Below are 22,626 nucleotides of genomic sequence, written 5' to 3'. Positions count from 1 at the left end.
TTCAGCGAAGCTGTATTTTTCTGTTCTACTTATTGCTCATCAATCAAACAAACAATACAATAAGTATGAACATTTATGTTTCGAACCTTAGCTTCAACGTAGAAGAAGGTGACCTGAAAGAATTATTTACATCTTTTGGTGAAGTATCATCAGTAAAGATCATCAAAGACAGAGAAACCGGCCGTAGCAGGGGTTTTGGATTTGTTGAAATGGAAGATGGTTTATCTGGTCAAAATGCAATAACAAGCCTGGACCAATCTTCACTACAAGGAAGAAATATCTCAGTTACCAAAGCAAGACCTAAAGAAGAGTCAGGTCAAGGCAACTTTGGTGGTGGTGGTTATGGTAAGAAGAACGACTACAGCAAAAAGTGGTAGTTACATTATAACGAAGTATTGCCGGCAGACCCAGGTCAATTGGCATTACTTCGCCCTTTATTCAACCCGGTTATGTTCAAAGAATTAGTGGACATAACCGGTTTTTTAGTTTGTTACACATTTTTATTGATTTATGATAGTTATTATTTCTTTTTTCCTGTTGCATTGGTTTCTTTCTTTGTTCTTTCACTCCTTTTTCCTGCATCGTTATGCATCCCATAAAATGTACAATGTGAGCAAAGGATGGGAAAGATTCTTCTATTTCTCTACCTGGTTTACCCAGGGATCTTCATTCCTTGTTCCTAGTGCTTATGGCGTGCTTCACCGCATGCACCACGAGTACAGCGATACAGAAAAAGATCCGCACTCCCCGCATTTCTTCAAAGACATTTGGCAAATGATGATGCACACTGCTGCTGTATTCAGAAATTTGCGTTCAGGCAAAAACCTTCCTGATCCTGAGTTCACCAAAGAATATCTTCCAAAATGGAGTTTACTTGATGGCGTTGGAAGCAGCATGATCGTTCGCATAATGTTTGGCATTTCGTACTTTATGATTTACTACATCTATGCTCCTAGTGCATGGTGGTACCTTTTGTTACCGATCCATTTTTTAATGGGACCTATACATGGTGCTATTGTAAACTGGTGCGGTCATAAATATGGCTATAGCAATTTTAAAAACGGCGACCATTCAAAAAATACCACTCCATGGGGTGTAGTAATGATGGGTGAATTGTTTCAAAATAATCACCACCACGACAAGGATAATGCGAACTTTGCCCGTCGCTGGTTTGAGTTTGATATGACCTTCCAAATAATGAAAGTGCTACACGCAGTACGCATTATCAGGTTGGTACCTCATGCTCAGCGTTCTGCTCATGTACATAACAATCATGTGAAAGCCGCATAAGCTACAACCAATAATATATTAGAACCTGCATCATTCAATTGGTGCAGGTTTTTTATTTACAATAATATTCAGTCATTTTTCTCCACTCAGGCTTTTAAAGCCTCAGTTTAATTCTGCCCTTGTACCTCAACATTTCATAGCTTTAGCCAACATACTGAAACTATGCTTGACATCGTAATCACTTCACGCAAAGCATCAATTGGACCGGGCATGGATGTAAAACGCATTCTACCCTTCAGGCAAAGAAGAATGGTTGGTCCTTTTGTATTCATGGATCATGCGGGACCAGTAGAAGTAGCACCGCAGGCAGCATCCAACATGGATGTATTGCCGCATCCGCATATTGGCTTATCAACTGTAAGCTATTTGTTTGGCGGGCAGGTAACGCACCGCGATAGCCTGGGAGTTCACCAGGTGATTCGCCCCGGCGAAGTGAACTGGATGACTGCAGGCAGAGGCATAGCGCATTCAGAACGTTTTGAAGATCCGGCAGCTCTTGCCGGTGGCCAACTAGAGATGATACAGACATGGGTGGCGCTACCAGAACGCGATGAAGAAGCAGATCCTTCTTTTGTCAACTACGCTCCTTCTCAACTTCCTGTTTTTACTGATAAAGGTGTTTGGATGCGCCTGATAGCAGGCAATGCTTTTGGTTTACAGAATGAAGTGAAGACACACTCTCCGTTATTTTACCTGCATGTAGTGCTTAACGCTGGAGCACGATTTGGCTTGCCTAAAGAACATGCAGAAAGAGGAATTTACATTGCTAAAGGAAGCATAGAAGTTGGTGGCAATGTTTATACTGCAGGCCAGATGTTGGTTTTCACAAAAGGCGTAGACCCTGTGATTATTGCAAAGGAAGATACAACCCTCATGCTGCTTGGTGGCGAGCCACTCGGCGACAGGTATATTTGGTGGAATTTTGTTTCATCAAGGAAGGAACGCATAGAACAGGCTAAAGCCGATTGGAAGGAAGGCCGCATTATTCTTCCTCCCAACGACAATCATGAGTTCATTCCACTGCCTGAAGATCGATCCAAACCAGCAGGCGGACCAGCACCAGAAGTACTGTCTTAAACAGGTAATTACGTTACAACCTGAAGGTGATGCTTTGCGTAGCCATGTAAATATCAGTGCGTTTATTTTGAACAGCTGGCTCCCATCGCGGTGATCCTTCTATCAGCCGAACGGCCTCCTCATCCAGCGAAGGATGCACCGACTGCACAACTTTTACATTTGTAACCAAACCTTCTTTTGTTACCAGGAATTGCACTTTTACTGTGCCTTCTATTTTATCCTTGCTTGCTTTGCGTGGGTACCTCAGGTTATTAGAAAGATAATTTACCCATGCCTGCGGGCCACCGGGAAATTGAGCCGCCCTTTCTAACTTATCAAATGAAATGATTTTCGCATCACTTTTTTCGCTGTGCTTGCTGGAGACAAGTGTATTTTCTACAAACACTTCGCTCCACAGGGTATCTCCTTTTTCATTGAAGCCAGCCTTCACGCCATTCAGCCTCCCATTCTCATAACACCGCACCTCCTCCTTATAGCCTTTGTCCTGGTTGAAATATGTATGGCAGTGTAACTTCCTTGTAAAGAGTGTATCGGTGTAATGACCTTTTACCACCAGCACATTCCGCTCATTGTAATCAAGCGAAAGATAACCTGTATCGGTCTTTAATACTTTACGCAGGTATTTACCAGCCGGATCTTTTACAGTATTCCATGGATTTGAAACACGGAAAAAGAGGGTGTCACTAGCAAGTGCAGAAGTGGCAAAAAAAGCAGTGATACAAAGAAGCAAGAAAGCAGCGCGCATGAGCAGTCAGGTTGAATAGCAAATAAAGGATTTTCTCCTAATGATGAACAATAGAACCTGCTTACGATAAACCTCCAAGGTGTTTACCAGGAAGAACCAACGTTTGTAAAAAATCTACCTACAACTCATTCTTCTCCATCCTTGTCTTCAGGTTATTCAATCCAACCTGCAGGTCCTCACCTATCATAGTATCCATATCCATGAACAATATCATCACGTTCATTGGATAAGGCATTTTACTATGAAAGCTCCATGTAACCTTCGTTTGATTTTCGTCTAATGATTGTGTTGTCATACGTGCATCAGCTCTACCTTCAAACGGTTCAATAAAATGAAGATCGAAATCCACGGCATTGCCCTCTTCTATTCTTTTTATGGTTTGCTCACCTTTGCCTACATCGTCCTTGTCACTTTCCCATCCTGATACAAAACCAACAGTACCATCTGTACCACGATACTCTTTACGCATAGCCGGATCCATGGATGCCCACTTACTAAACTTGTCCTGGTTGCGTAAATATTTTATGTAAGAAAAAACTTCCTGCTTTGGTTTGTTGATGGTTACCTCACGTTGTACCGTATACTCCTTCTTTACAAAAAGAGCTACAACGAGTAACAAAACAATAAGGACTGCAAGACCTGCTAAAATGCGTTTCAAAAGTTTCATAAGTTGAGGTTTGGTTGAAAGAAATGTAAAGTTGGACAATTCATGTAAATCAGCAAAGGGGACTGTATTCAAACATCCAGACAATGCCGAACTTATCCATCAATACACCAAAAGTACCACCCCAAAACTTTTCACCCAAAGGATCAAGAACAGTAGCTCCTTCAGAGAATTTTTCAAAGTAGTTATGTATCTCTTCTAAGCTGCTACAGCTTACACAAACTGACATACTGTTGCCTTGTACATGACCACCAGGCGGAGTCATATCACTTCCCATCAGTACCAGGTTACCGCTCTTTAGCATGGCGTGCATCATCATGTTTTCAGCTCCGTTTGGACAGCTATCAGCCATCGGTGTATCCTTCCACGCCAGGAAAGTTGTTTCACCTCCAAGGCAGTCCTGGTAGAAAGTCATAGCTTCTTTACACTTCCCGTTGAAACCAATGTAAGGGCTCAGAAAGCTGGTTTGTTGTACTGGCTCTGTAGCAATCACTTCAGTTTGTGCACCATTCGCAATTTCCATTTCGTGTATCATATTTTTAAGTTTAAAATGTTACAGATTTTTTCTCTTAATGATGGCAGCCATCTAGTTTCCTCTTATGCTTAAAAATGTATAAGCGGTACATCAAAGCTCTGATCATCTTCTTACTTTCAGAGGGTGGACTTACGGCTTTTGTAAGGGTTGATTACGACAAATGCCCGAAGTATATTTGGTAACGCAATCGCAAAAACAATCAGGAGATCATCATGAAACATCTTTCAATACTGGTTCCAAAAGGACACACCAGCCTGACTAATATAGAAGGCACACACCAAATTTTTATGGAGCTAAACTCCATGCGTATGGCTATGGGAATGCCTAAAGTTTTCAATGTACAATTAGTAGGATTAGACAAAGAAACGAGCCAGCGTGATGGTTTGTTCACCATCAAACCTGATGTATTGATACACGAGGTAGAGCGTACAGACCTGGTTATCATTCCTGCTCTCATGGGTGATCCCTTACAAGCCATGAAACAAAATGAAGCGTTCATCCCATGGATCATACAACAGTACAAGAATGGCGCTGAAATAGCTAGCTTGTGCCTTGGAACTTTCTTTCTTGCATCTACAGGCTTGCTTACCGGCAAGCAGTGCGCTACGCATTGGCGCTTTGCTAACGAATTCAGAAACTTATTTCCTGATGCTAAACTGGTAGACGATAAAATAATGACCGAAGACAGCGGCTTGTACACCAGTGGTGGAGCTTACTCCTACTTAAACCTGATTGTATACCTGGTAGAAAAATATGCCGGACGAGATATGGCTATTCTCATCAGCAAAGCATTCATGATAGACATTGACCGAAAGAGCCAGTCTCCGTTTATCATATTCCAGGGTCAAAAAGCACATGATGACGAATCGATAAAACAAGCGCAGGAATACATAGAGAAAAATTTCCAACAAAAAATAACGGTAGACCAACTGGCAACCAAGTTTGCAATAGGAAGAAGAAACCTTGAACGCCGCTTTAAAAAAGCTACATCCAATACGGTTGTGGAATATATACAGCGCGTAAAAATAGAGGCCGCCAAAATGAGCCTGGAGAAAAGCCGTGAGAATGTAAACGATGTGATGTACAATGTAGGCTATACAGATCCTAAAGCATTCCGCACTACTTTCAAACGATTCACCGGCCTGTCACCATTGGCCTACAAAAGCAAGTACAACAGGGAAGCCGCGGTGAGATGAGAAACAGCTTATTTGTAAACAACTGAAAAAGTAAGTATGAGAATGTTATCACTCTCCTTTCTTACTTTTTCTTTTTACTTTCTAATTTTTGACTTTTGCCTTTTGAATTATTTATATCCTCTCAACGATTTCCTGATAACCGAATCCTTTTGAGGTATTGTAAGATTATAGTTGTAGTTCAAGATAGCATTCTCCCAATCACCGTAGGTTGTATTGGGTAATACAATAAACCTGTTACCGAACTCATACGATACTTTATCTGTATTACCGTTTCTTTCAGCAGGCTGGCGCTTGTCAAATAAAGAAGCGAAATCAGAAAGATTATCACCCATCAGCAAGAGAATATCATGCGTTTGCAAAACCTTATTTCTTCTTGCCTCCTTGCTGGTAGCACGTTTCAAAAGCAAGTGTTCTTCATCAGCATTAGGGAAATTGAACTGGCGAAGGTTTTTTAATGTTCCTTCCTTTTCAGACTCTTCTCTATTGGTTAAGTAGAAAATCTCAATGCCTTTTGATGCAGCATATTGTAAAAAAGAAAGAGAGCCAGGTATGGTATCACATTGCGCCATCGCTGTCCATGCCTCCCACTCCTGCGGTGTATGATCGGTTCCGCGCAAGGTTTGATGAACTGCATAAGGTGAGTTGTCCAGTATGGTTTCATCTACATCCGTAACAATAGCTGTTGGTCGTGTGCCAGGTTTCCATGCATCTACTCTTACACGGGCTATATTGAAAGCCTGGTAACACAATGCCCGGTATTCAGCAGCATGTTGCTGGAAAAACGCAGCATACATTTTTCCCTGCACAAGCAACGAATGTTTATTATCCGGAGTGGTAGACCTGGTAGCTGTGCAGCCCAATAGTGTAAACAACAAGAGGTATTTGGTAATCTTCATAATCAACAAGGGTTCTTCATAATCAAAATGGATTGGTAAAAATACGGTATACTGCTCACGTTGCTCCTAATTATCATCAGGTAACCTTACCTGGTAAGATTTCTATAGGAATATCTACAACAAAAAACTGCTGCATTTGTTGCGTTCGTTTACTTTTGGCGATTATGAGTTTTTTACGTGTTTCAGGCATCTCCAAACAGAAGGACCAGGCATTTATTCTGCAGAATATTCACTTCAACCAGGCAAAGTTTCAGCAAATAGCCATAGCCGGCGAAACGGGCTCGGGCAAGAGTACTTTATTGAAAATCATAGCCGGGATTATTCAGCCTGATGCAGGTACTGTTCTCTTTGAAGATGTGCGCGTAAAAGGACCTTTAGAACAACTTCTTCCGGGGCATCCTTCCATTGCTTACCTGTCTCAACATTTTGAATTGCGCAATAACTACCGTGTAGAAGAAGTGTTGGAAATGGCTACTAAATTACCTGCACACGATGCTGCCACTATCTTCACTATCTGCCAGATAAACCACCTGCTGAAAAGAAGAACAGATCAACTTTCAGGTGGAGAAAAACAACGAATAGCAATTGCACGCCTGCTCATCAATACGCCAAAGCTACTGTTGCTCGATGAACCGTTTTCCAATCTTGATATGGTGCACAAGAATACCATGAAGCAGGTGATCAACGCCATCAGCAGGCAACTGCAGATCACGTGCATGATGGTATCGCATGAGCCGGCAGATACACTGGTCTGGGCAGACGAGATCATCGTGATGAAGGATGGGCGGATAGTACAGCAAGGCGCGCCAAGCCTTATCTACAATCAACCTGCAGATGAATATACTGCCGGTTTGTTTGGCAGGTATAACATCCTTACGCTTGGACAGGTGCAGGCTTTCTCGCGTTTGCCTGGTATGCAGCTCCGCTGGGATAATATCATGATCCGCCCGGAGCACCTGTTGCTGACCAATGACAGTGATGGCATAAGAGGCACTGTTGACGCAGTACATTTTCACGGCAGGTATACCGAACTGGAAGTTTCAATAGGTGGTCATCCGTTGGTTGTGCAAACCAATGATACTTCTGTACACCGAGGCGATGTGGTTTACCTGGCGGTACAGCCAAACCATGTATGGTATATGTAGTGAAAAGTTTTAGCCGCCGTTCTTGCCTTCAAGCATAGGAACAAAAGAAAAATTATCAAACCGTTCTTCAGCATATGAACCGTCTGCCAACTTAGTAAGGCGAAGCATTTGCTGAAAAGGCCCTACGTCAACAGGTATAACCATCAAGCCACCAACTTTAAGTTGCTCAATAAGCCTTGGAGGAATGAATGGTGCCGCAGCAGTAATGATCACTTTATCGAAAGGTGCATACGTAGGCAATCCAAGGAAGCCATCACCGTAAAAGAATTTGATGTTGTGGTACTTAGTTTTCAGGCAAAAATTCTTGTTGTGATCGTACAACTTCTTCTGGCGTTCTATGGTGAATACCTTAGCACCCATCTCTGCTAATACAGATGCCTGGTACACGCTTCCGGTTCCTATTTCCAGTATTTTATCGTAAGGCTTTACCTGCAGCAACTGCGACTGGTAGGCAACTGTATAAGGCTGCGAAATGGTCTGTCCTTCACCTATGGGAAAAGCCCTGTCTTCGTAAGCTATCTTATCAAAAGCAGAATCAAGGAAATAATGACGTGGAATATTATTGATGGCAGAAAGAACATTTTCATCTGTAATGCCCTTCTCACGTAAAAGGTTTACCAATTGCCTGCGTAAACCTTTATGCTGGTAAGTATCTTCAAACTTCTTCACAGCTGCAATATTATACAATGAGCAGTATACATAGGTTTATCTTCAAAGCCTAAGCCAGCTTTGTTGAAAAGTAGGAACTACAACCATAATCTTTAAACAAGACTTGACTTGTAATATGTACCTTTTTCTGCAGCACTAAAAGAAAGTATTGTTCTGCTGAACCAACATCAATCGTTTAGAAGTTACTACCAAACCTTGGGCATGGCACATCACCATTATGACCAGCACCTATGGCATTGTTGCGGTATGTTAGGGTAAATTCGAATCCACCCCTGCTCTGCGATGCAGTTTTCAGTTTTGAAGTATTCACATCGTAACTAAGCCCGAAGCTGAAGTTTTGATAGTCGAGTTTTATTACAGGAATGAACGCATCGTTCCAACGATAAGCGCCACCAACGTGCAGGCTGGTCTTGTTCTTATCATCATAGTATTCATCAGCAAGCGCCATTGTATACATCCCACCAATCATGTTTTGCCTGTGGCCTCCCTGGAAAAATGCATCTGTATAAAAGGTAAATGCATCACGTGCACCTGTAGGCACTGTAAGGCCACCATTTAAACCATACTTCCTTTCAAGCCTGTCTTCATTATTAGGATCAAAAGACACACGTGGCCTGGTAATATGAAACATGCTACCGCCGATGTACAAGGTTCCCATTTCACCCAAAGGACGCGTAAAGGCAAGACCTGTAGCCAGTTCAAAATAGTTACGATTGGTATTGCGTATGATCTGCGAAGTAGGATTATTTACGTTAAATGAACCGTTGACAAACTGATCGTCCCAGGTAAGTTTAGTAGGATCAAACTGGCTGCTAACTGCACCTGCCATCATACCCATCGATAGGTAATTCTCCTCTGCTATTTGTAAATGGAAAGTATAAACCGGCAGCACCTGCACGCGGCTCAACCTGCTATCGCCGGCTACATCGTAGGTAGCCTGCATGGCAAGGTTGTGCCAGTTGCCTCTACCTGCATGAAACTTCATTTCGGCACTAATACCAGAAGTACGGTAAGGAGTAGTTACACTCTGCCACTGGTTGCGAAACACAGATTTTGCTCTAAAGTTGCCATCGAAGATGCCAGCTAGAGCAGGGTTCCGCAGCAAAGGCAGTTCGTAAAACTGCGAAAAGTTGTAATCCTGTGCATTAGCAGTACATAAGCTTACTACAACCAATGCCAGGGTAAAATATTTTTTCATGTCAGGTTAATTCAAAAACTAGTAAACCATCTCACAAACAGCAATAACAGTATAGGAAGATAAGAACTTATAGAATATTGTAATGTATTACCCTTTTTACAAGTTGCCTTTCTTCATGTTTTTTATCGAACCAAGGTCACGTTTCCTTTTCTAACAAATGTATCACCTGCGGCACACGTCATCTCTGCTGTATACACATATACATCAGGGTTGGCAGGTACACCATTTATCTTTCCGTCCCACCCGCTTCGCGGATCATTTGCATTGAAGTTGCTGCGTTCAAACACCAACTGTCCCCACCGGTTAAATACCCTGAAGAACTTCACCGTCGACAAACCTTTACCACGTATCATGAACACATCGTTCAGGCCATCTCCGTCAGGACTAAATGCATTCGGTATATATACCTGCGCCGACTCTTCACACTTCACCTTATAGCTAACCGTATCGCTGCTACTACAGCCGTAGATATTCTCTACAGTAAGTTTAAATGTCGTTGGCTTGTTGACAACAGCCAGTGGTCTTGGACAATTGATACAACTTACATCTTCTGCAGGCGACCAGGTATACTTGCGTATAGGGCCATTGCTTATAACTGCACTCAATGGAATAGTTGATCCGACTAATACGGTTCCACCATCATTCAATTTCACCTTAGGATATGCTCCCACCACTACACGCACATAACCTGTATCTGCAAAGCAATTGTAAGGGTCAGTTCCTATTACCATATAATCAGTAGTAGTGGTAGGCGATGCAAGTGGATTGGCAATACTTCCGCTACTTAAACCTACTACAGGGTTCCACATATATCGTGTGGCGCCATTAGCAAACAATTGTGTTGTCTCTCCAATACAGATCGTATCGTTTGACGAAACAGTTATGCGTGAAGGCTGCACCACGTTCACTACTACAGTATCTGTATTGCTACATCCGAGCAAGGTTTTGCCCTGCACTACGTATTGAGTAGACATTGTAGGATTAGCCAAAGTAACTGGACAGGTAGCACAGCTAAGGCTTTGGACAGGACTCCATGTATAAGTGCTGGCTCCTCCTGCAGTAAGCTGCGTTGTTTGCCCGCGACATATTTGAACATCATTACCTGCATTCACCATTGGTGTTGCATCTACACGTATGGTTTTAAAAGTAGTATCTGCACATCCATACATGGTGGTGGTGATCAACCGCACATGGTATACACCCGGCACATTGTAAACTGCGAATACATTTCTACCTACACCAGCTGTGTTGTTTCCAAAGTTCCAGGCAACATTCACTACAGAATCCTGTGATTGAATAAGGGCGTTGAAGTACATCCGTTGACCAGTACAAGCAATGGTATCGCTACCTATATCTCCTACTGGTGCTCTACGTATAGATACATTGATAGGAACACGAAGTGTATCAAGACAGCCGCTTACTCCATTTATCAGTACCTGTACATAGTAGGTGCCATCGCTGAAGTATGCCTTTGTAGGATTTTTAGTTGGCGAAACAGTTCCATCACCAAAGTCCCACTGCCAGCCACCAACACCATAGTACGATTTAGAAGTATCGGTAAATTGATAAGTAGTAATGCCGCAGGTTCTTATACTTGAATAGCTAAAGCCTGCATCCACCTGGTCTACCTTGATTGTATCACCTGTACTGATCTTTATCCGGCAGTTACCATCGAGCAGGTATGCAAATGGCACATAGTTTCCAGGTCTTGTATACTTATGGAAAATGATGGTGCTGTTCGTTGTTAATGAATCTCCGTCACCAAAGATGAACCTATACTGCGCTGCATTGCCATTGCGGATCTCAAAACGCACATCTGCATTTACACAAGCATAGCCACCATTGTATTGAAGATTACCCGTAGGCGCATTAACCTTTATTATTTTACTATCAGTAAAAGTACAACCACCCACATTGCGTGTAGCCATTCGTACCGTGTACATACCTACTGTGGTGAATGTATGCGATACACTGTCGCCGGTAGCGGTGAACCCGTTACCAAAATTCCATGTGGTATAAGCTGATGGACCAGTTTCATTTACAAATTGAACAGTGAATGGAACACAACTACTGATCGAGTCGCTGACGCGGAAGGTACCTGGCATAGTATCGCGGATGATGATATCTGCAAATGCACTGTCGGCACAACTTGAGCTGTTAACGCCACTCCATGTACCAAACAATTTCACTCTATAGGTACCTGGTGCAGAAAATACTTTTACAGGATTGCGTGTATACGATGTGGTACCATCACCAAATCTCCAGAAGCTTTCTGTACCGGCATCGCTGTTGTTGGTAAAACGGATGGTATCACCAATACAAGCTACCATTGGCGTAGCACTGAAACGGATGTTTGGCTTCACCTTTATGTTGATGCGGATTGAAACAGTGGTATCATTACAACTTCCGATGGCTTTCATGTTTACATGATAGATACCAGTAGCACTGTAAGTATGGTAAATGGTATCACGTGAAGCTGTAGTATTAAGTATGTTGCCATCACCAAAGTCCCATTGGAAGTTAGAAGCACCAGTTGTGCTATTTACAAAACGAACTGTGTGTGGCGCACATCCAACCGTATCTCCTGGAAGTGTAGTAAGCGAAGCCAGTATAGCATTAGGCGTAACTACAACAGGGGAAACAAATGAATCAATACCGCAATCATTTGCACCGATCAGCTTTATGTTGAAAGTGGTTTGTACCGCTGCTGTATAGGTTTGTTGTATGGTAGCATTATTGGTAGCAACAGGTGCTGTACCATTTCCAAAATCCCAGGTGTAGTTTGCATTGCTGCCACTGCTAAGATTGGTGAATGTAACAAGGAAAGGACTACATCCTTGTGTTCTGTTTGGCAGGAAGTGAACCTTTGGTTTAGATCTTACCACTACCTTCCTTATTACAGTTATGCTATCACACGAAGTGAAAGCCGTCATACGAATTGTATAGGTAGTATCGCCACCGCTTCTTGCTACAGCAAAAGTTATAGGTGCTGGTTGAATTGCACTGCTTGTTTGTCCATTGCCAAAATTCCAGAAGTAGTTATACTGGCTGGCGTTGTTGGTAGTATTTGTAAAGCTTACTGTTAATGGACCGCAACCAACAGAATCACTTTGCGTGAATGATGGTGAAGGCGCATCAGCAGAAATGAATAAATGTTGTGTTGTATCGTTGGCACATCCAAACCTGCTTACTGCTACCAGCTTAATGATCACGCTATCAAAATTCCTGGTAATGGTATAACCGGGGAAGCTTTGACCACTTCCTATATAGGTGCCATTTGCATACCACCTGTATTCTACAACACCGCTATTAGTAACAAGGTTGATAATAGAAGGTGTGATAGTGAAAGGTGCACATCCTGTAGTAACGGAAGGATTAAATTGTGCAACAGCATTTGGATTGATGGTGATCTTAACTGCGGCACTGGTGCTTGATTGTAATCCATTACAAATGGAAGTAGAAGCTATTCTTCTATACCACATGGTTTGCGACAGTATACCCGGATCGTAATCTTTATCAACAGCACCAGCTATGTTCGTCCATGTTATTCCATCAGTACTGCTCTGCCATTGATAGTTAGGTGCTGTAGTACCACCTGTTATCACCTGCCCTATAATAGGAGCTGCTGCGGTGTTGATACATATTGATTGGTTACCAGAAAGTGTGTTATTGGCTATTCCACTGCTTACAGTTACCTCTACTGTATCTTTTCCTATACATATACCTGTACCAAATGTGTAAATAAGCTTGTAAGTACCTACCACTGATGGTGTAAATACTCCAGCCATAGTAACATGATTACCTGACCAGCTACCACCTGCCGGGTATCCATACATCTGCACAGGGAAGCCTTGGTGACAAACAATGGTATCAGCGCCTGCATTCACTACCGGCGTACCAGAAGCATAGAACATATGATGCACTGTATCATTCTGGCAACCAAACCTGCTGGTAGCAACAAGCGTGATACGCACACTATCAAGGTTATTCAAAATTGTATAACCAGGGAATACCTGTCCTATACCAAGAAGATTTCCATTGGCAAACCACCTATACTCGCTGTTGCCAGCAGTGAATAAACTAAGGTTGATGATAGAAGGAGTAATAACAAAAGGAGGACAACTTGAAGTGATCAGCGGGTTGAACTCAGCCTTCGCATTCGGGTTCACTGTGATCTTTACAGAAGGGCTAAAATTGACCTGAGCACCGCCACATAGTGTTGTACTTGCTTCTCTTCTAAACCAGGTAGTTTGTGTAAGTACACCCGGATCATAATCCAAAGCATTAGCACCAGGAATATTTGTCCAGTTAACATTGTTGGTACTCATTTGCCATTGGTAAACAGCAGCACCGGCACCTCCTGATATAGGAAGTCCTACAATTGTAGCAGCCAGGCTTCCTACACATATTTCCTGTACACCTGTAATTATGTTGTTGGTAATACCTGAACTAACAGTTACTACTATAGTATCTGCACCAATACATGCACCACTACCATAGGAATAAACCAGCGTGTATGCACCTTGCGCAGAAGGATTGAATAAACCATTTACAGAAACAAGAGAAGTACCTGCCCATCTGCCGCCGGCAGGTGTAGCATACAGTTGAAATGGAGCACCGCCTAAACAAACCGTTGTATCAGCGCCTGCATTTACTGCCGGTGTTCCCGATGCATAGAATGTTTGGATTGTTGTATCGTTAGCACAACCATAGGCGCTGGTAAGCACCAACATGATCTTAACGCTGTCGTTGTTATTGGTGATGGTAAAACCAGGAAACACTTCACCAGAGCCAAGATAGCTGCCGTTGGCATACCACAGGTAACCACTGGATGTACTATTGCTTGGTGATACATTTATGATAGAAGGTGTTATGACAAACGGAGGACAACCTGTAGTAACAGTAGGATTGAAATTAGCATCTGCATCAGGCGTAACCGTGATCTTAACCTCGTTGCTTATGCTGGCCTGCAGCCCGGGGCACTTGCTTGTATTGGCAATACGACGGAACCAGGTAGTGCGGGTTAATGTACCCGGATCATAATTGACACCAGTAGCTCCAGCTATGTCAGTCCATGATATGTTATTGAACGATTGCTGCCATTGATAAATTGCTGTACCGTTTCCACCTGTAATGTTTTGTCCGGTTAAAGTAGATGCGGCAACACCAATACATATTGCCTGGTTGCTGCCTATGACATTGTTAGAAATGCCTGGCGCAACAGTAACCTCAATTGTATCACTACCTATACATGCACCGCTTCCAAAGTTGTAAATAAGCGTATATGTACCTGCTACAGCAGGGTTGAATAAACCGGATACTGAAACATAAGTACTACCACTCCATCTTCCTCCTATTGGTGCACCAACAAGTTGGACAGGCACGCTGCCTTCGCACAATGTAGTATCTGCACCTGCATTTACTACTGGAGTACCGGCTGCTTTAAAACCATGCTGAAGCGTATCATTTTTACATCCATAAGCACTTACTGCTACAAGCATGATGGTGGCACTATCGCCATTGTTCTGCAGTGTGTAACCAGGGAAATCAACACCTGTTCCTACAAAAGTTCCATTTACATACCATATATACTGGCTAACAGAATTGAACGGGATCAGGTTGACAATAGAAGGCGTGATAACAAAAGGAGGACATCCTGATGTTACTGTTGGATTAAATAAAGCAGTTGCATTTGGATTAACAGAAATCCTGATGGCATCGCTGGTATTGCCTGCACACAGGTTACTGTTAGCAATACGACGAAACCAGGTAGTTACTGTTAATGCTCCAGGAGAATAATCTCTTCCTGTTGCACCAGTGATATTCGTCCAGGTAATGTTGTTGGTTGACATCTGCCATTGGTAAGATGGTGTACCGGCACCACCTGTTACATCCTGCCCTACAAGTATAGCAGGTATGGCTCCACCACAAATTGTTTGTGCACTACCAATGATGTTGTTTTCTAAACCTGCACTTACAGTTACTACCATAGTATCAGTGCCCAAACATGCACCACTGCCATAGGTATATACGAGTTGGTAAACGCCAGCTGTAAAAGGATTGAATAATCCATTGATAGAAACCAATGTACTGCCTGACCACCTGCCACCTGCTGGTGAACCTGCTAAAATGATAGGAGCACTTCCGGCACAAACTGTAGTGTCTGCTCCCGCATTTACCGATGGTGTACCTGTAGCTTTAAAGCCATGCATCAAAGTATCGTTGGCACATCCAAAAGCGCTGATTGCTATTAATGAAATGGTAACGCTGTCGTTGTTGTTTTGAATGGTGTAACCAGGGAAGGTGCTACCGCTACCTAAGAAGTTTCCATTTGCATACCAGAAATAATCACTTACACCTGCCTCTGGTATATGATTGATAATAGATGGTGTGATAACAAAAGGAGGACAACCGGTGGTAACCAGCGGCTGAAAATTAGCAACCGCATTTGGATTTACGGTCAGCTTCACCGCATCACTTGTATTACCGGCACACAAGGTGCTGTTGGCCACACGCCTGAACCACGTTGTTTGTGTAAGCGCACCTGGTGCATAGTCTTTAGCAGTAGCGCCAGCTATATTTACCCAAGTAAAATTGTTGGTTGAAGATTGCCACTGGTAAGTAGGTGTTCCACCTCCGCCAGTTACAGGAAGACCAACCAGCACAGCAGGCACTTGTCCTTTACAAAGCGTCTGGCTGCTGCTGATAATATTATCAGTTAAACCTGCAGTGATGGTTACCACCATTGTATCTCTTCCAATACATGCACCTGAACCTACAGTATAAATCAAAGTATGTGTACCTGCAGTTGATGGATTGAACATACCGTTCAAGGCAACGAATGTACTACCTGTCCAACTTCCGCCTGCTGGCGAACCAATTAATTGAAAAGGAGCACCACCGGCACACAATGTTGTATCAGCTCCTGCATTTACCGTAGGTGTTCCTGTAGCTGTGAAAACCTGTGAAGCAGTATCATTTTTACAACCAAATGCGCTGATAGCAATCAATGTTACCGTTGCACTTTCGTTGTTGTTTTGAATGGAGTGACCTGGGAAGGATTGGCCACCACCAACAAACACCCCGTTCACATACCACTCGTAGGTACTGTTTTGCGTATTGTACGGAACAAGATTAATAACAGATGGAGAAATAACAAAAGGAGGACATCCTGTTGTTACCAATGAATTGAACTCTGCCTTTGCATTAGGGTTTACTGTTATTTTAACTGCAGCACTGTAATTAGCTTGTGAACCTGAACAAACAGGGGTTGTTACCATTCTGCGAAACCAGGTAGTAGCCGTTAAAGCACCCGGCGCATAATCTTTTCCTGTTGCACCAGCTATATCGGTCCATGTAAAGTTGTTGGTGCTCATTTGCCATTGGTAAGCAGGAGCACCTATACCACCGGTAGCAGTCTGACCTGTTAATGGAGCTGGCGTAGCACCAGTACATACGGTTTGACTGCTGCTGATCGAGTTGTCTGAAATGCCCGGAATAACTGTATGAACAACAGTATCGGAGCCTATACACAATCCACTGCCATAGGTATACACTAAGGTATATACACCGGGAACTGAAATATTGAAAGCACCAGTTTGAGAAACGTATGGGCTGCCGGACCAGCGGCCACCTGCAGGCGTTGCAGTTAATTGAACCGCAACATTCTCCTGGCAAAAAGATGAGTCATTGCCAGCATTTACAACCGGCGTATTGATAACAGAAACAGCTACAGTATCTATTCTTGTACATCCACCGGTAACAATAGTATACGTTAATTGGTAATTGCCATTACCAGCTGCAGGTACATTGAATAACCCTGCTTGTGAAATATGTTGGCTACCTGCCCATGTACCACCTGTTGGAAATGGTGAGAATTGTATAGCCTGGCTGAAACTACAAACGGTGGTATCGTTGCCTGCAAATACTGCCGGGTTAGGTAAAACATTTACCACAACACTTGCCGAAGCGGCACAACCATTGGCTGCAGTTCCTATTACTGTATAGGTGGTAGTGGTAGAAGGATTTGCTACAACAGAACTTCCGGTGGTAGCACTAAGGCCAGTATTGGGAGACCATGAATAAGTATCCGCTCCGCTGGCTGTAAGTGTGGCTGTTGTACCTGCACAGATTGCTGCTACTGGTGCAATGGTTACAGTAGGTTTCTTTTTTACAGTCACCTGTACCACATCTGTAGCACTACACGTAGGACCTGCAGAAGCTGATAAAGTAAAAGTATAAGTGGTATCCTGGTTTGGCCCGTTGTAAGAAAGTGTCAGAGATGGATTCCCGCTGGAAGGATCAGAAATTCCGGTAGCTGGCGACCATGAATAAGTAACGCCTGCAAAAGGTGTAGAACCTATAATGGTAGTTTCACCACTACAGATTGTTCTGTCAGGTCCTGCATCTGCAGTTGGTGCGGTCGAAATGGTAACATTTGTAGTAGCGGTAGTTGTACCACATTCATTAGAAGCCTGCAGTGTTATTGGGTGAACACCAAGAGAAGAATAATTGATTGTTCCCGGCACCAGCTGGTTAGATGTAGAAGGCGACCCATTGGCGAAGCTCCAACTAAGGCTCATGGTAGTATTGCTATAGCAGTTACTCACCTGTGCTGTTGGATTGACAGGCACACCCAAACACACCGCCCCAATAGGATTGATAACGGCTCGTGGCTTGTCAACAACAAAAACTGTATCTCTTGCCACCGCTGTACATGTAGTAGACCCGTTAGCGAAAACATTTAGCGTAACAATGTAGATCCCCGGGTTGATGAATGTCATCACCGGGTTTTTGCTGGCAGAGTTTGTTCCTGCGGTGTAAGTATAATTAGGAGTGCCCGAACAGGTAGAAGGATCCATGTACGACACCTGCCAGTTATATGCATCTCCCAGGCAAGTGTTATCTGTAGAAGATGTAGTGGTGAAACTTGTTGTTACTGGACCACAACCTCTTTTATTATCTAATGTGAATGCAGCAGTAGGTACATTTCTAACACAGATGGTTCTTACTACTTCATCATAACCACAGTCGTTAGCTATGTTCAATTTGATGGTATATGTACCAACCTGGTTGAAGGTAATGTCCAGCGCGTTGCTTCCCGAGGTCCACACCAGGTAATTGTTTGGACTGTTGTTAAGGCTACCAAGATTACCATTATTGATGGTAAAACCAGTTGCAGGTGAAATGGTCCAGACAGATTTGGTGTTGTTTGAACAGGTACTATTACCACCACCGGTTGGTGTAATGGTTCCTCCCATCAAAGAGGTATTAAGTATGGTGGTAGGCATGCCCACACACACTACTTCCGGTGCTCCAATAGAAGCTTTTGGTTTACCTGATACATAAATAGGAATAACACTACCACTGGTGGTACCACATGCATTTTCAATATCAAGTGTTACTCTAAATGAATTAGAGAAGGTTTGTGTACCGTTGCTGCTAAAATTCCCACACGAGCCACTGGTAAACATATGGGTAATATTGGTAGGCGGTGGATGATTATAAGTAACCGGCGCAGACCCGTCATTTACCTGGAATGTATAGGTAGTACTGGATGCATTGGAAGCAGCACCAGTAATAGGGAAGTTCAAAATATTAGGAGCACAAACACTGCTGTTCCCCAAAGGACTTAATCCACCTGCAGGCGTAGTACCAAAAAACACATTGTATTTCTTGATACCCGTACATCCACCGGTAGCAGAATGAGCAGTTACGGTAAGGGTGTATTGACCCACTGCATAAACATGCGAGAATATTTGCCCGGGTGCAAGCGTGGCAAAATTGCTTACAGGTGATCCGTCACCCCAATCCACACTATAACTGCTAATTAATCCTGGTGTTGTAGTAGCAGTCTGAAACTGGAAATTGTGCGTACTTCCACTTAAGATATCACACTTTTTGAAAGTTGGTACATTGTTGAACATGCTGAACTGCACATTCGGATCAGCATTACCAATGGAAGCATCAGGGGTTTTGGTAACGGTAACAACTTTGGTAATCGAGTCCTTACACTGAAGATCATTTGTTACCAGTAGCGTTACATTATAGTTCTGCGTGCCATTCAATCCTACAGCGTTCAGGTATTGGTACGATGGATTTTGGACGTTACTTGTGGCATTTAGTTCTCCAAAATTCCAAGCATACTGCAAACCATTACCGGTTGAATGGCTGGTAAAATCAACCGGGATATTTGCACACTGGTTATTTGGAGAAAAGGAGAAATTGGCTGTTGGCTTTACATCGGTTACAAAAACAAGAATAAATGTAGAGTCTCTTCCTTGTGGCGATGAAACCACTTGCCACGATGTATCTATGCCCGGAGTTAAATATTGAATAGGCTGGTAGCCGCTAATACCCGTAGTTGGTGTACCATTTTTAAAGCGCCAGCGAATAGCAGTAAAATTATTTGCCGTGGTTTCATGTACTACTGTTCCGCCTACACAAACAGTTACTGTATCGCCCGGGTTCATGATCCTTCCATTAGCCCTTATGCCGGCAATAGGCTGCGCCACGGCTGTATTAACAAATACGACAACGAGCAGGGTAATGAAAAGAAATCTTAATGATGCATTCGCACACACGGTGAGCATACACTTGCTCGCTCTCATATTAATGAACTATTTGGGGGTACACGATTAGGTGCCGCGAAAGTAGTGCATCAGTTAAAGAACTTTAAAAATATATTCCCTTATTGGGATTAAAATTCCATGAAAGAGACATTAAAAGGAATTTCCACCTATGGGAAGAAGTAAAAATACGATGCTCATGCAGATTTTGCTGATCTACATGAGCATTAATGAATTGTACAGTAGAAAAACTACTTATGTATCTCCGAACTAAAATGGAATTGTATATCCGGGTTGTTCTGTCTTTCGGTATTTAAGAACCATTCGCTTTGCGCTAGGTATACCATATGCTTATCCTTATCTTCTGCAATATTTGCCTGCTTAAAACGCGCAAATTCCTCCAGCTTTTTATTGTCTCCTGTCAGCCAACAAGCCTTATAAAAAGGCAGCGAATTAAATTGAACAGAAGCTCCATATTCATGTAATAAACGATATTGAATAACCTCGAACTGAAGTTCTCCAACACATCCGATGATCTTTTTGTTTCCACCAAACTGGGTGAACAATTGCGCAACACCTTCATCAGTTAATTGAAGAAGTCCTTTTTCCAATTGCTTGGTTTTCAAAGGATCCTTGTTCACTACCTCTTTAAATATTTCAGGTGAGAAAGTAGGAATACCAGTAAAGTAGAATTCCTCTCCTTCGGTTAAAGTATCGCCGATTTTGAAGTTTCCGGTGTCAAACAAACCAACTACATCGCCTGGAAAAGCCTCATCTACCACTTCTTTTTCACGCGCCATAAAGCTGTACGGGTTACTAAACCGCACGTCTTTATCTATACGCACATGGTGGAAATATTTATTGCGCTCAAACTTACCTGAGCAAACACGTAGGAAAGCAATCCTGTCTCGGTGCTTAGGATCCAGGTTAGCGTGGATCTTAAATATAAACCCGCTGAACTTAGGCTCAGCCACGCTCACTGCCCTTACATTGGTAGCTCTATCACGTGGGGTTGGCGCTATGCTAATGAATGTGTCCAAAAGTTCCTTTACGCCAAAATTATTAACCGCACTGCCGAAGAAAACAGGAGCTACCTTCCCTGCCAGGTAATCATCTACGTTTAGGTCACCATAAACTCCACTTACTAGTTCAGCATCCTCACGCAGCATTTCAGCATCACGCTCACCTATTCTTTCTTCTAGTATTTTATCAGATAAATCCTGGATTTCTACAGTGTCCTCATCACCGCCTTTGGTGTTCGCGGTAAAAAGCACCAGGTTCTTATCGTGCAGGTTGTATACACCTTTAAAATCCTTTCCGTTGTTGATTGGCCAGGTCATTGGGTGAAGGGAGATATTCAGTTCCTTCTCGATCTCTTCCAAAAGATCAAACCTGTTTTTACCGTCGCGGTCCATTTTGTTTATGAAAACGATCACCGGCGTATCACGCATACGACAAACTTCCATAAGCCTGCGCGTTTGCGCCTCTACCCCGTTCACACTATCCACCACCAGTACCACGCTATCTACAGCTGTCAGTGTACGATAAGTATCCTCGGCAAAATCCTTGTGACCAGGTGTATCAAGCAGGTTGATGAGCATGTTCTTATACTCAAAACTCATAACCGATGTTGCTACCGAGATACCACGCTGCCTTTCTATCTCCATAAAATCGGAAGTAGCATGCTTCTTAATTTTGTTACTTTTTACAGCTCCGGCTATCTGAATGGCACCGCCAAAAAGAAGAAACTTCTCTGTAAGGGTTGTTTTACCGGCATCGGGGTGACTAATGATCGCAAAGGTTTTACGTCGGCTGATTTCTTTCTCGTATTTCATAATCGGCCGCAAAGTTAAGTGGTAGCCGCCATTGCTACAGAGGAATAACTTTCTATTCAAAGTTTCCTCTAAACATGCACCGTCAAAATAATTCAGGCATAAAAAAAACCGGTGCTTGTGACACCGGCTCAACATCATATTAGGCTATGCTAATCAGTCATTTCTTTACGTACATAGATCTTTTCCGGAACTGCACCGAAAGCAAGCCTGCTAACATCGCAAATCCACATTTCAGCATTTATCTGTTTACCATCATGTTCGCGCATCAGGTAATAACCTCCGTCTAAGAATGGTTTACAAGAGGAAACCAGTTCAATTTCTTCTGCGTCTTCAAATGGTTCCGTATTGAAGGCTAAAGTAACCTTGTCTTTTCCGTCTGACATGATATTGAGCATCGTATCAGCTCCATCTACCATGTCGAGGTAAGCCTGTCGGTTTCCCTTCTTTTCAGGAGTGGGCACAGTAGCATGCCAGCCTCCATTTTGTTTAAAAAAAGTGTAAGTATTCATATGGCAATATTTAGCAGAAATAAAAAAGCAAGTTGACTTCCAACTGTTTAATGCAAAATGTAGACCTAAATGCACAAGTAAAACCAACCTTTTCATTCTTGGCAAACGTTTTGACTTCCACCGCCCTCCACTTCTCCATAATAATCATAACCTTCATCTTTAATAACCTCCTAATCAAACGGTTGAAGAAGTCTCAGCTGTAATCATCATCATCTTCTTCTGGGGAAAAAGCAATTGGCAAGAAATTTTAATATCAACTTTCCATAATTATTTAATGAAATAGAAGAAACTGTTTCTAA

The 22,626-nt window shown here is 42.8% G+C and carries 14 protein-coding genes; 5 read left to right on the top strand and 9 right to left on the bottom strand.

The annotated features are described in order from the left end of the window. Positions 1-65 precede the first annotated feature (65 nt). The 3 genes from J4N22_RS07235 to J4N22_RS07225 all read left to right on the top strand — a co-directional run bounded on the left by J4N22_RS07235 (position 66) and on the right by J4N22_RS07225 (position 2,367). Positions 66-377 carry an RNA recognition motif domain-containing protein gene (locus tag J4N22_RS07235; RefSeq protein WP_207493259.1) on the top strand — a complete coding sequence of 104 codons (312 nt, stop codon included), beginning with the start codon at positions 66-68 and terminating at the stop codon, positions 375-377. A 223-nt stretch (positions 378-600) separates the two neighbouring features. Continuing rightward, the gene (locus J4N22_RS07230; RefSeq protein WP_242692191.1) at positions 601-1,290 is read left to right on the top strand and encodes a fatty acid desaturase family protein; all 690 of its coding nucleotides are present in this window, start codon (positions 601-603) and stop codon (positions 1,288-1,290) included. Positions 1,291-1,452: 162 nt separating this feature from the next. Beyond that, positions 1,453-2,367 (top strand): pirin family protein, encoded by a 915-nt coding sequence (locus tag J4N22_RS07225; RefSeq protein ID WP_207493257.1) that lies wholly within the window; start codon positions 1,453-1,455, stop codon positions 2,365-2,367. 13 nt (positions 2,368-2,380) lie between these two features. Here J4N22_RS07225 and J4N22_RS07220 read toward each other — a convergent pair whose 3' ends face one another. The 3 genes from J4N22_RS07220 to J4N22_RS07210 all read right to left on the bottom strand — a co-directional run bounded on the left by J4N22_RS07220 (position 2,381) and on the right by J4N22_RS07210 (position 4,311). Further along, a complete protein-coding gene (locus tag J4N22_RS07220; protein ID WP_207493256.1) occupies positions 2,381-3,112 on the bottom strand; it encodes an energy transducer TonB in 732 nt (243 codons plus the stop codon). Positions 3,113-3,230: 118 nt separating this feature from the next. Next, positions 3,231-3,779 carry an SRPBCC family protein gene (locus J4N22_RS07215; RefSeq protein WP_207493255.1) on the bottom strand — a complete coding sequence of 183 codons (549 nt, stop codon included), beginning with the start codon at positions 3,777-3,779 and terminating at the stop codon, positions 3,231-3,233. 49 nt (positions 3,780-3,828) lie between these two features. Further along, positions 3,829-4,311, bottom strand: coding sequence for a VOC family protein (locus tag J4N22_RS07210; RefSeq protein ID WP_207493254.1), 483 nt, complete (start codon positions 4,309-4,311; stop codon positions 3,829-3,831). 212 nt (positions 4,312-4,523) lie between these two features. On the opposite strand from J4N22_RS07210, the gene J4N22_RS07205 reads away from it, so the two are divergent. Continuing rightward, positions 4,524-5,507, top strand: a complete 984-nt coding sequence (locus J4N22_RS07205; RefSeq protein WP_207493253.1) for a GlxA family transcriptional regulator — start codon at positions 4,524-4,526, stop codon at positions 5,505-5,507. 107 nt (positions 5,508-5,614) lie between these two features. Here J4N22_RS07205 and J4N22_RS07200 read toward each other — a convergent pair whose 3' ends face one another. Next, a complete protein-coding gene (locus J4N22_RS07200; RefSeq protein WP_207493252.1) occupies positions 5,615-6,403 on the bottom strand; it encodes a 5'-nucleotidase, lipoprotein e(P4) family in 789 nt (262 codons plus the stop codon). Positions 6,404-6,567: 164 nt separating this feature from the next. Here J4N22_RS07200 and J4N22_RS07195 point away from each other — a divergent pair, with 164 nt between their 5' ends. Then, positions 6,568-7,548 (top strand): ABC transporter ATP-binding protein, encoded by a 981-nt coding sequence (locus tag J4N22_RS07195; protein WP_207493251.1) that lies wholly within the window; start codon positions 6,568-6,570, stop codon positions 7,546-7,548. 9 nt (positions 7,549-7,557) lie between these two features. On the opposite strand, the gene J4N22_RS07190 is transcribed toward J4N22_RS07195, so the two are convergent. The 5 genes from J4N22_RS07190 to J4N22_RS07170 form a co-directional block, all read right to left on the bottom strand. Beyond that, positions 7,558-8,217, bottom strand: a complete 660-nt coding sequence (locus tag J4N22_RS07190) for a protein-L-isoaspartate(D-aspartate) O-methyltransferase (protein ID WP_207493250.1) — start codon at positions 8,215-8,217, stop codon at positions 7,558-7,560. Between the two features lie 175 nt (positions 8,218-8,392). After that, a complete protein-coding gene (locus tag J4N22_RS07185) occupies positions 8,393-9,415 on the bottom strand; it encodes a PorP/SprF family type IX secretion system membrane protein (RefSeq protein ID WP_207493249.1) in 1,023 nt (340 codons plus the stop codon). Between the two features lie 122 nt (positions 9,416-9,537). Further along, the gene (locus J4N22_RS07180) at positions 9,538-20,025 is read right to left on the bottom strand and encodes a T9SS type B sorting domain-containing protein (protein ID WP_207493248.1); all 10,488 of its coding nucleotides are present in this window, start codon (positions 20,023-20,025) and stop codon (positions 9,538-9,540) included. A gap of 209 nt (positions 20,026-20,234) precedes the next feature. Continuing rightward, positions 20,235-21,818: a peptide chain release factor 3 gene (locus J4N22_RS07175; RefSeq protein ID WP_207493247.1), complete on the bottom strand. Its 1,584-nt coding sequence runs from the start codon at positions 21,816-21,818 to the stop codon at positions 20,235-20,237. 149 nt (positions 21,819-21,967) lie between these two features. Beyond that, a complete protein-coding gene (locus J4N22_RS07170; protein ID WP_207493246.1) occupies positions 21,968-22,327 on the bottom strand; it encodes a DUF6717 family protein in 360 nt (119 codons plus the stop codon). Positions 22,328-22,626 lie beyond the last annotated feature (299 nt).

This window comes from Aridibaculum aurantiacum (assembly GCF_017355875.1).
Lineage (GTDB): Bacteria > Bacteroidota > Bacteroidia > Chitinophagales > Chitinophagaceae > Segetibacter > Segetibacter aurantiacus.
The sequence above is the reverse complement of the archived record's forward strand: the minus strand, read 5'-3'. Positions and strand labels throughout refer to the sequence as shown.

Excerpts from the sequence above, each read along its gene's own strand:
- J4N22_RS07235 (WP_207493259.1), top strand. The coding sequence starts at position 66 with ATGAACATTTATGTTTCGAACCTTAGCTTCAACGTAGAAGAAGGTGAC.
- J4N22_RS07230 (WP_242692191.1), top strand. The coding sequence starts at position 601 with ATGTACAATGTGAGCAAAGGATGGGAAAGATTCTTCTATTTCTCTACC.
- J4N22_RS07225 (WP_207493257.1), top strand. The coding sequence starts at position 1,453 with ATGCTTGACATCGTAATCACTTCACGCAAAGCATCAATTGGACCGGGC.
- J4N22_RS07220 (WP_207493256.1), bottom strand. The coding sequence starts at position 3,112 with ATGCGCGCTGCTTTCTTGCTTCTTTGTATCACTGCTTTTTTTGCCACT.
- J4N22_RS07215 (WP_207493255.1), bottom strand. The coding sequence starts at position 3,779 with ATGAAACTTTTGAAACGCATTTTAGCAGGTCTTGCAGTCCTTATTGTT.
- J4N22_RS07210 (WP_207493254.1), bottom strand. The coding sequence starts at position 4,311 with ATGATACACGAAATGGAAATTGCGAATGGTGCACAAACTGAAGTGATT.
- J4N22_RS07205 (WP_207493253.1), top strand. The coding sequence starts at position 4,524 with ATGAAACATCTTTCAATACTGGTTCCAAAAGGACACACCAGCCTGACT.
- J4N22_RS07200 (WP_207493252.1), bottom strand. The coding sequence starts at position 6,403 with ATGAAGATTACCAAATACCTCTTGTTGTTTACACTATTGGGCTGCACA.
- J4N22_RS07195 (WP_207493251.1), top strand. The coding sequence starts at position 6,568 with ATGAGTTTTTTACGTGTTTCAGGCATCTCCAAACAGAAGGACCAGGCA.
- J4N22_RS07185 (WP_207493249.1), bottom strand. The coding sequence starts at position 9,415 with ATGAAAAAATATTTTACCCTGGCATTGGTTGTAGTAAGCTTATGTACT.
- J4N22_RS07180 (WP_207493248.1), bottom strand. The coding sequence starts at position 20,025 with ATGAGAGCGAGCAAGTGTATGCTCACCGTGTGTGCGAATGCATCATTA.
- J4N22_RS07175 (WP_207493247.1), bottom strand. The coding sequence starts at position 21,818 with ATGAAATACGAGAAAGAAATCAGCCGACGTAAAACCTTTGCGATCATT.
- J4N22_RS07170 (WP_207493246.1), bottom strand. The coding sequence starts at position 22,327 with ATGAATACTTACACTTTTTTTAAACAAAATGGAGGCTGGCATGCTACT.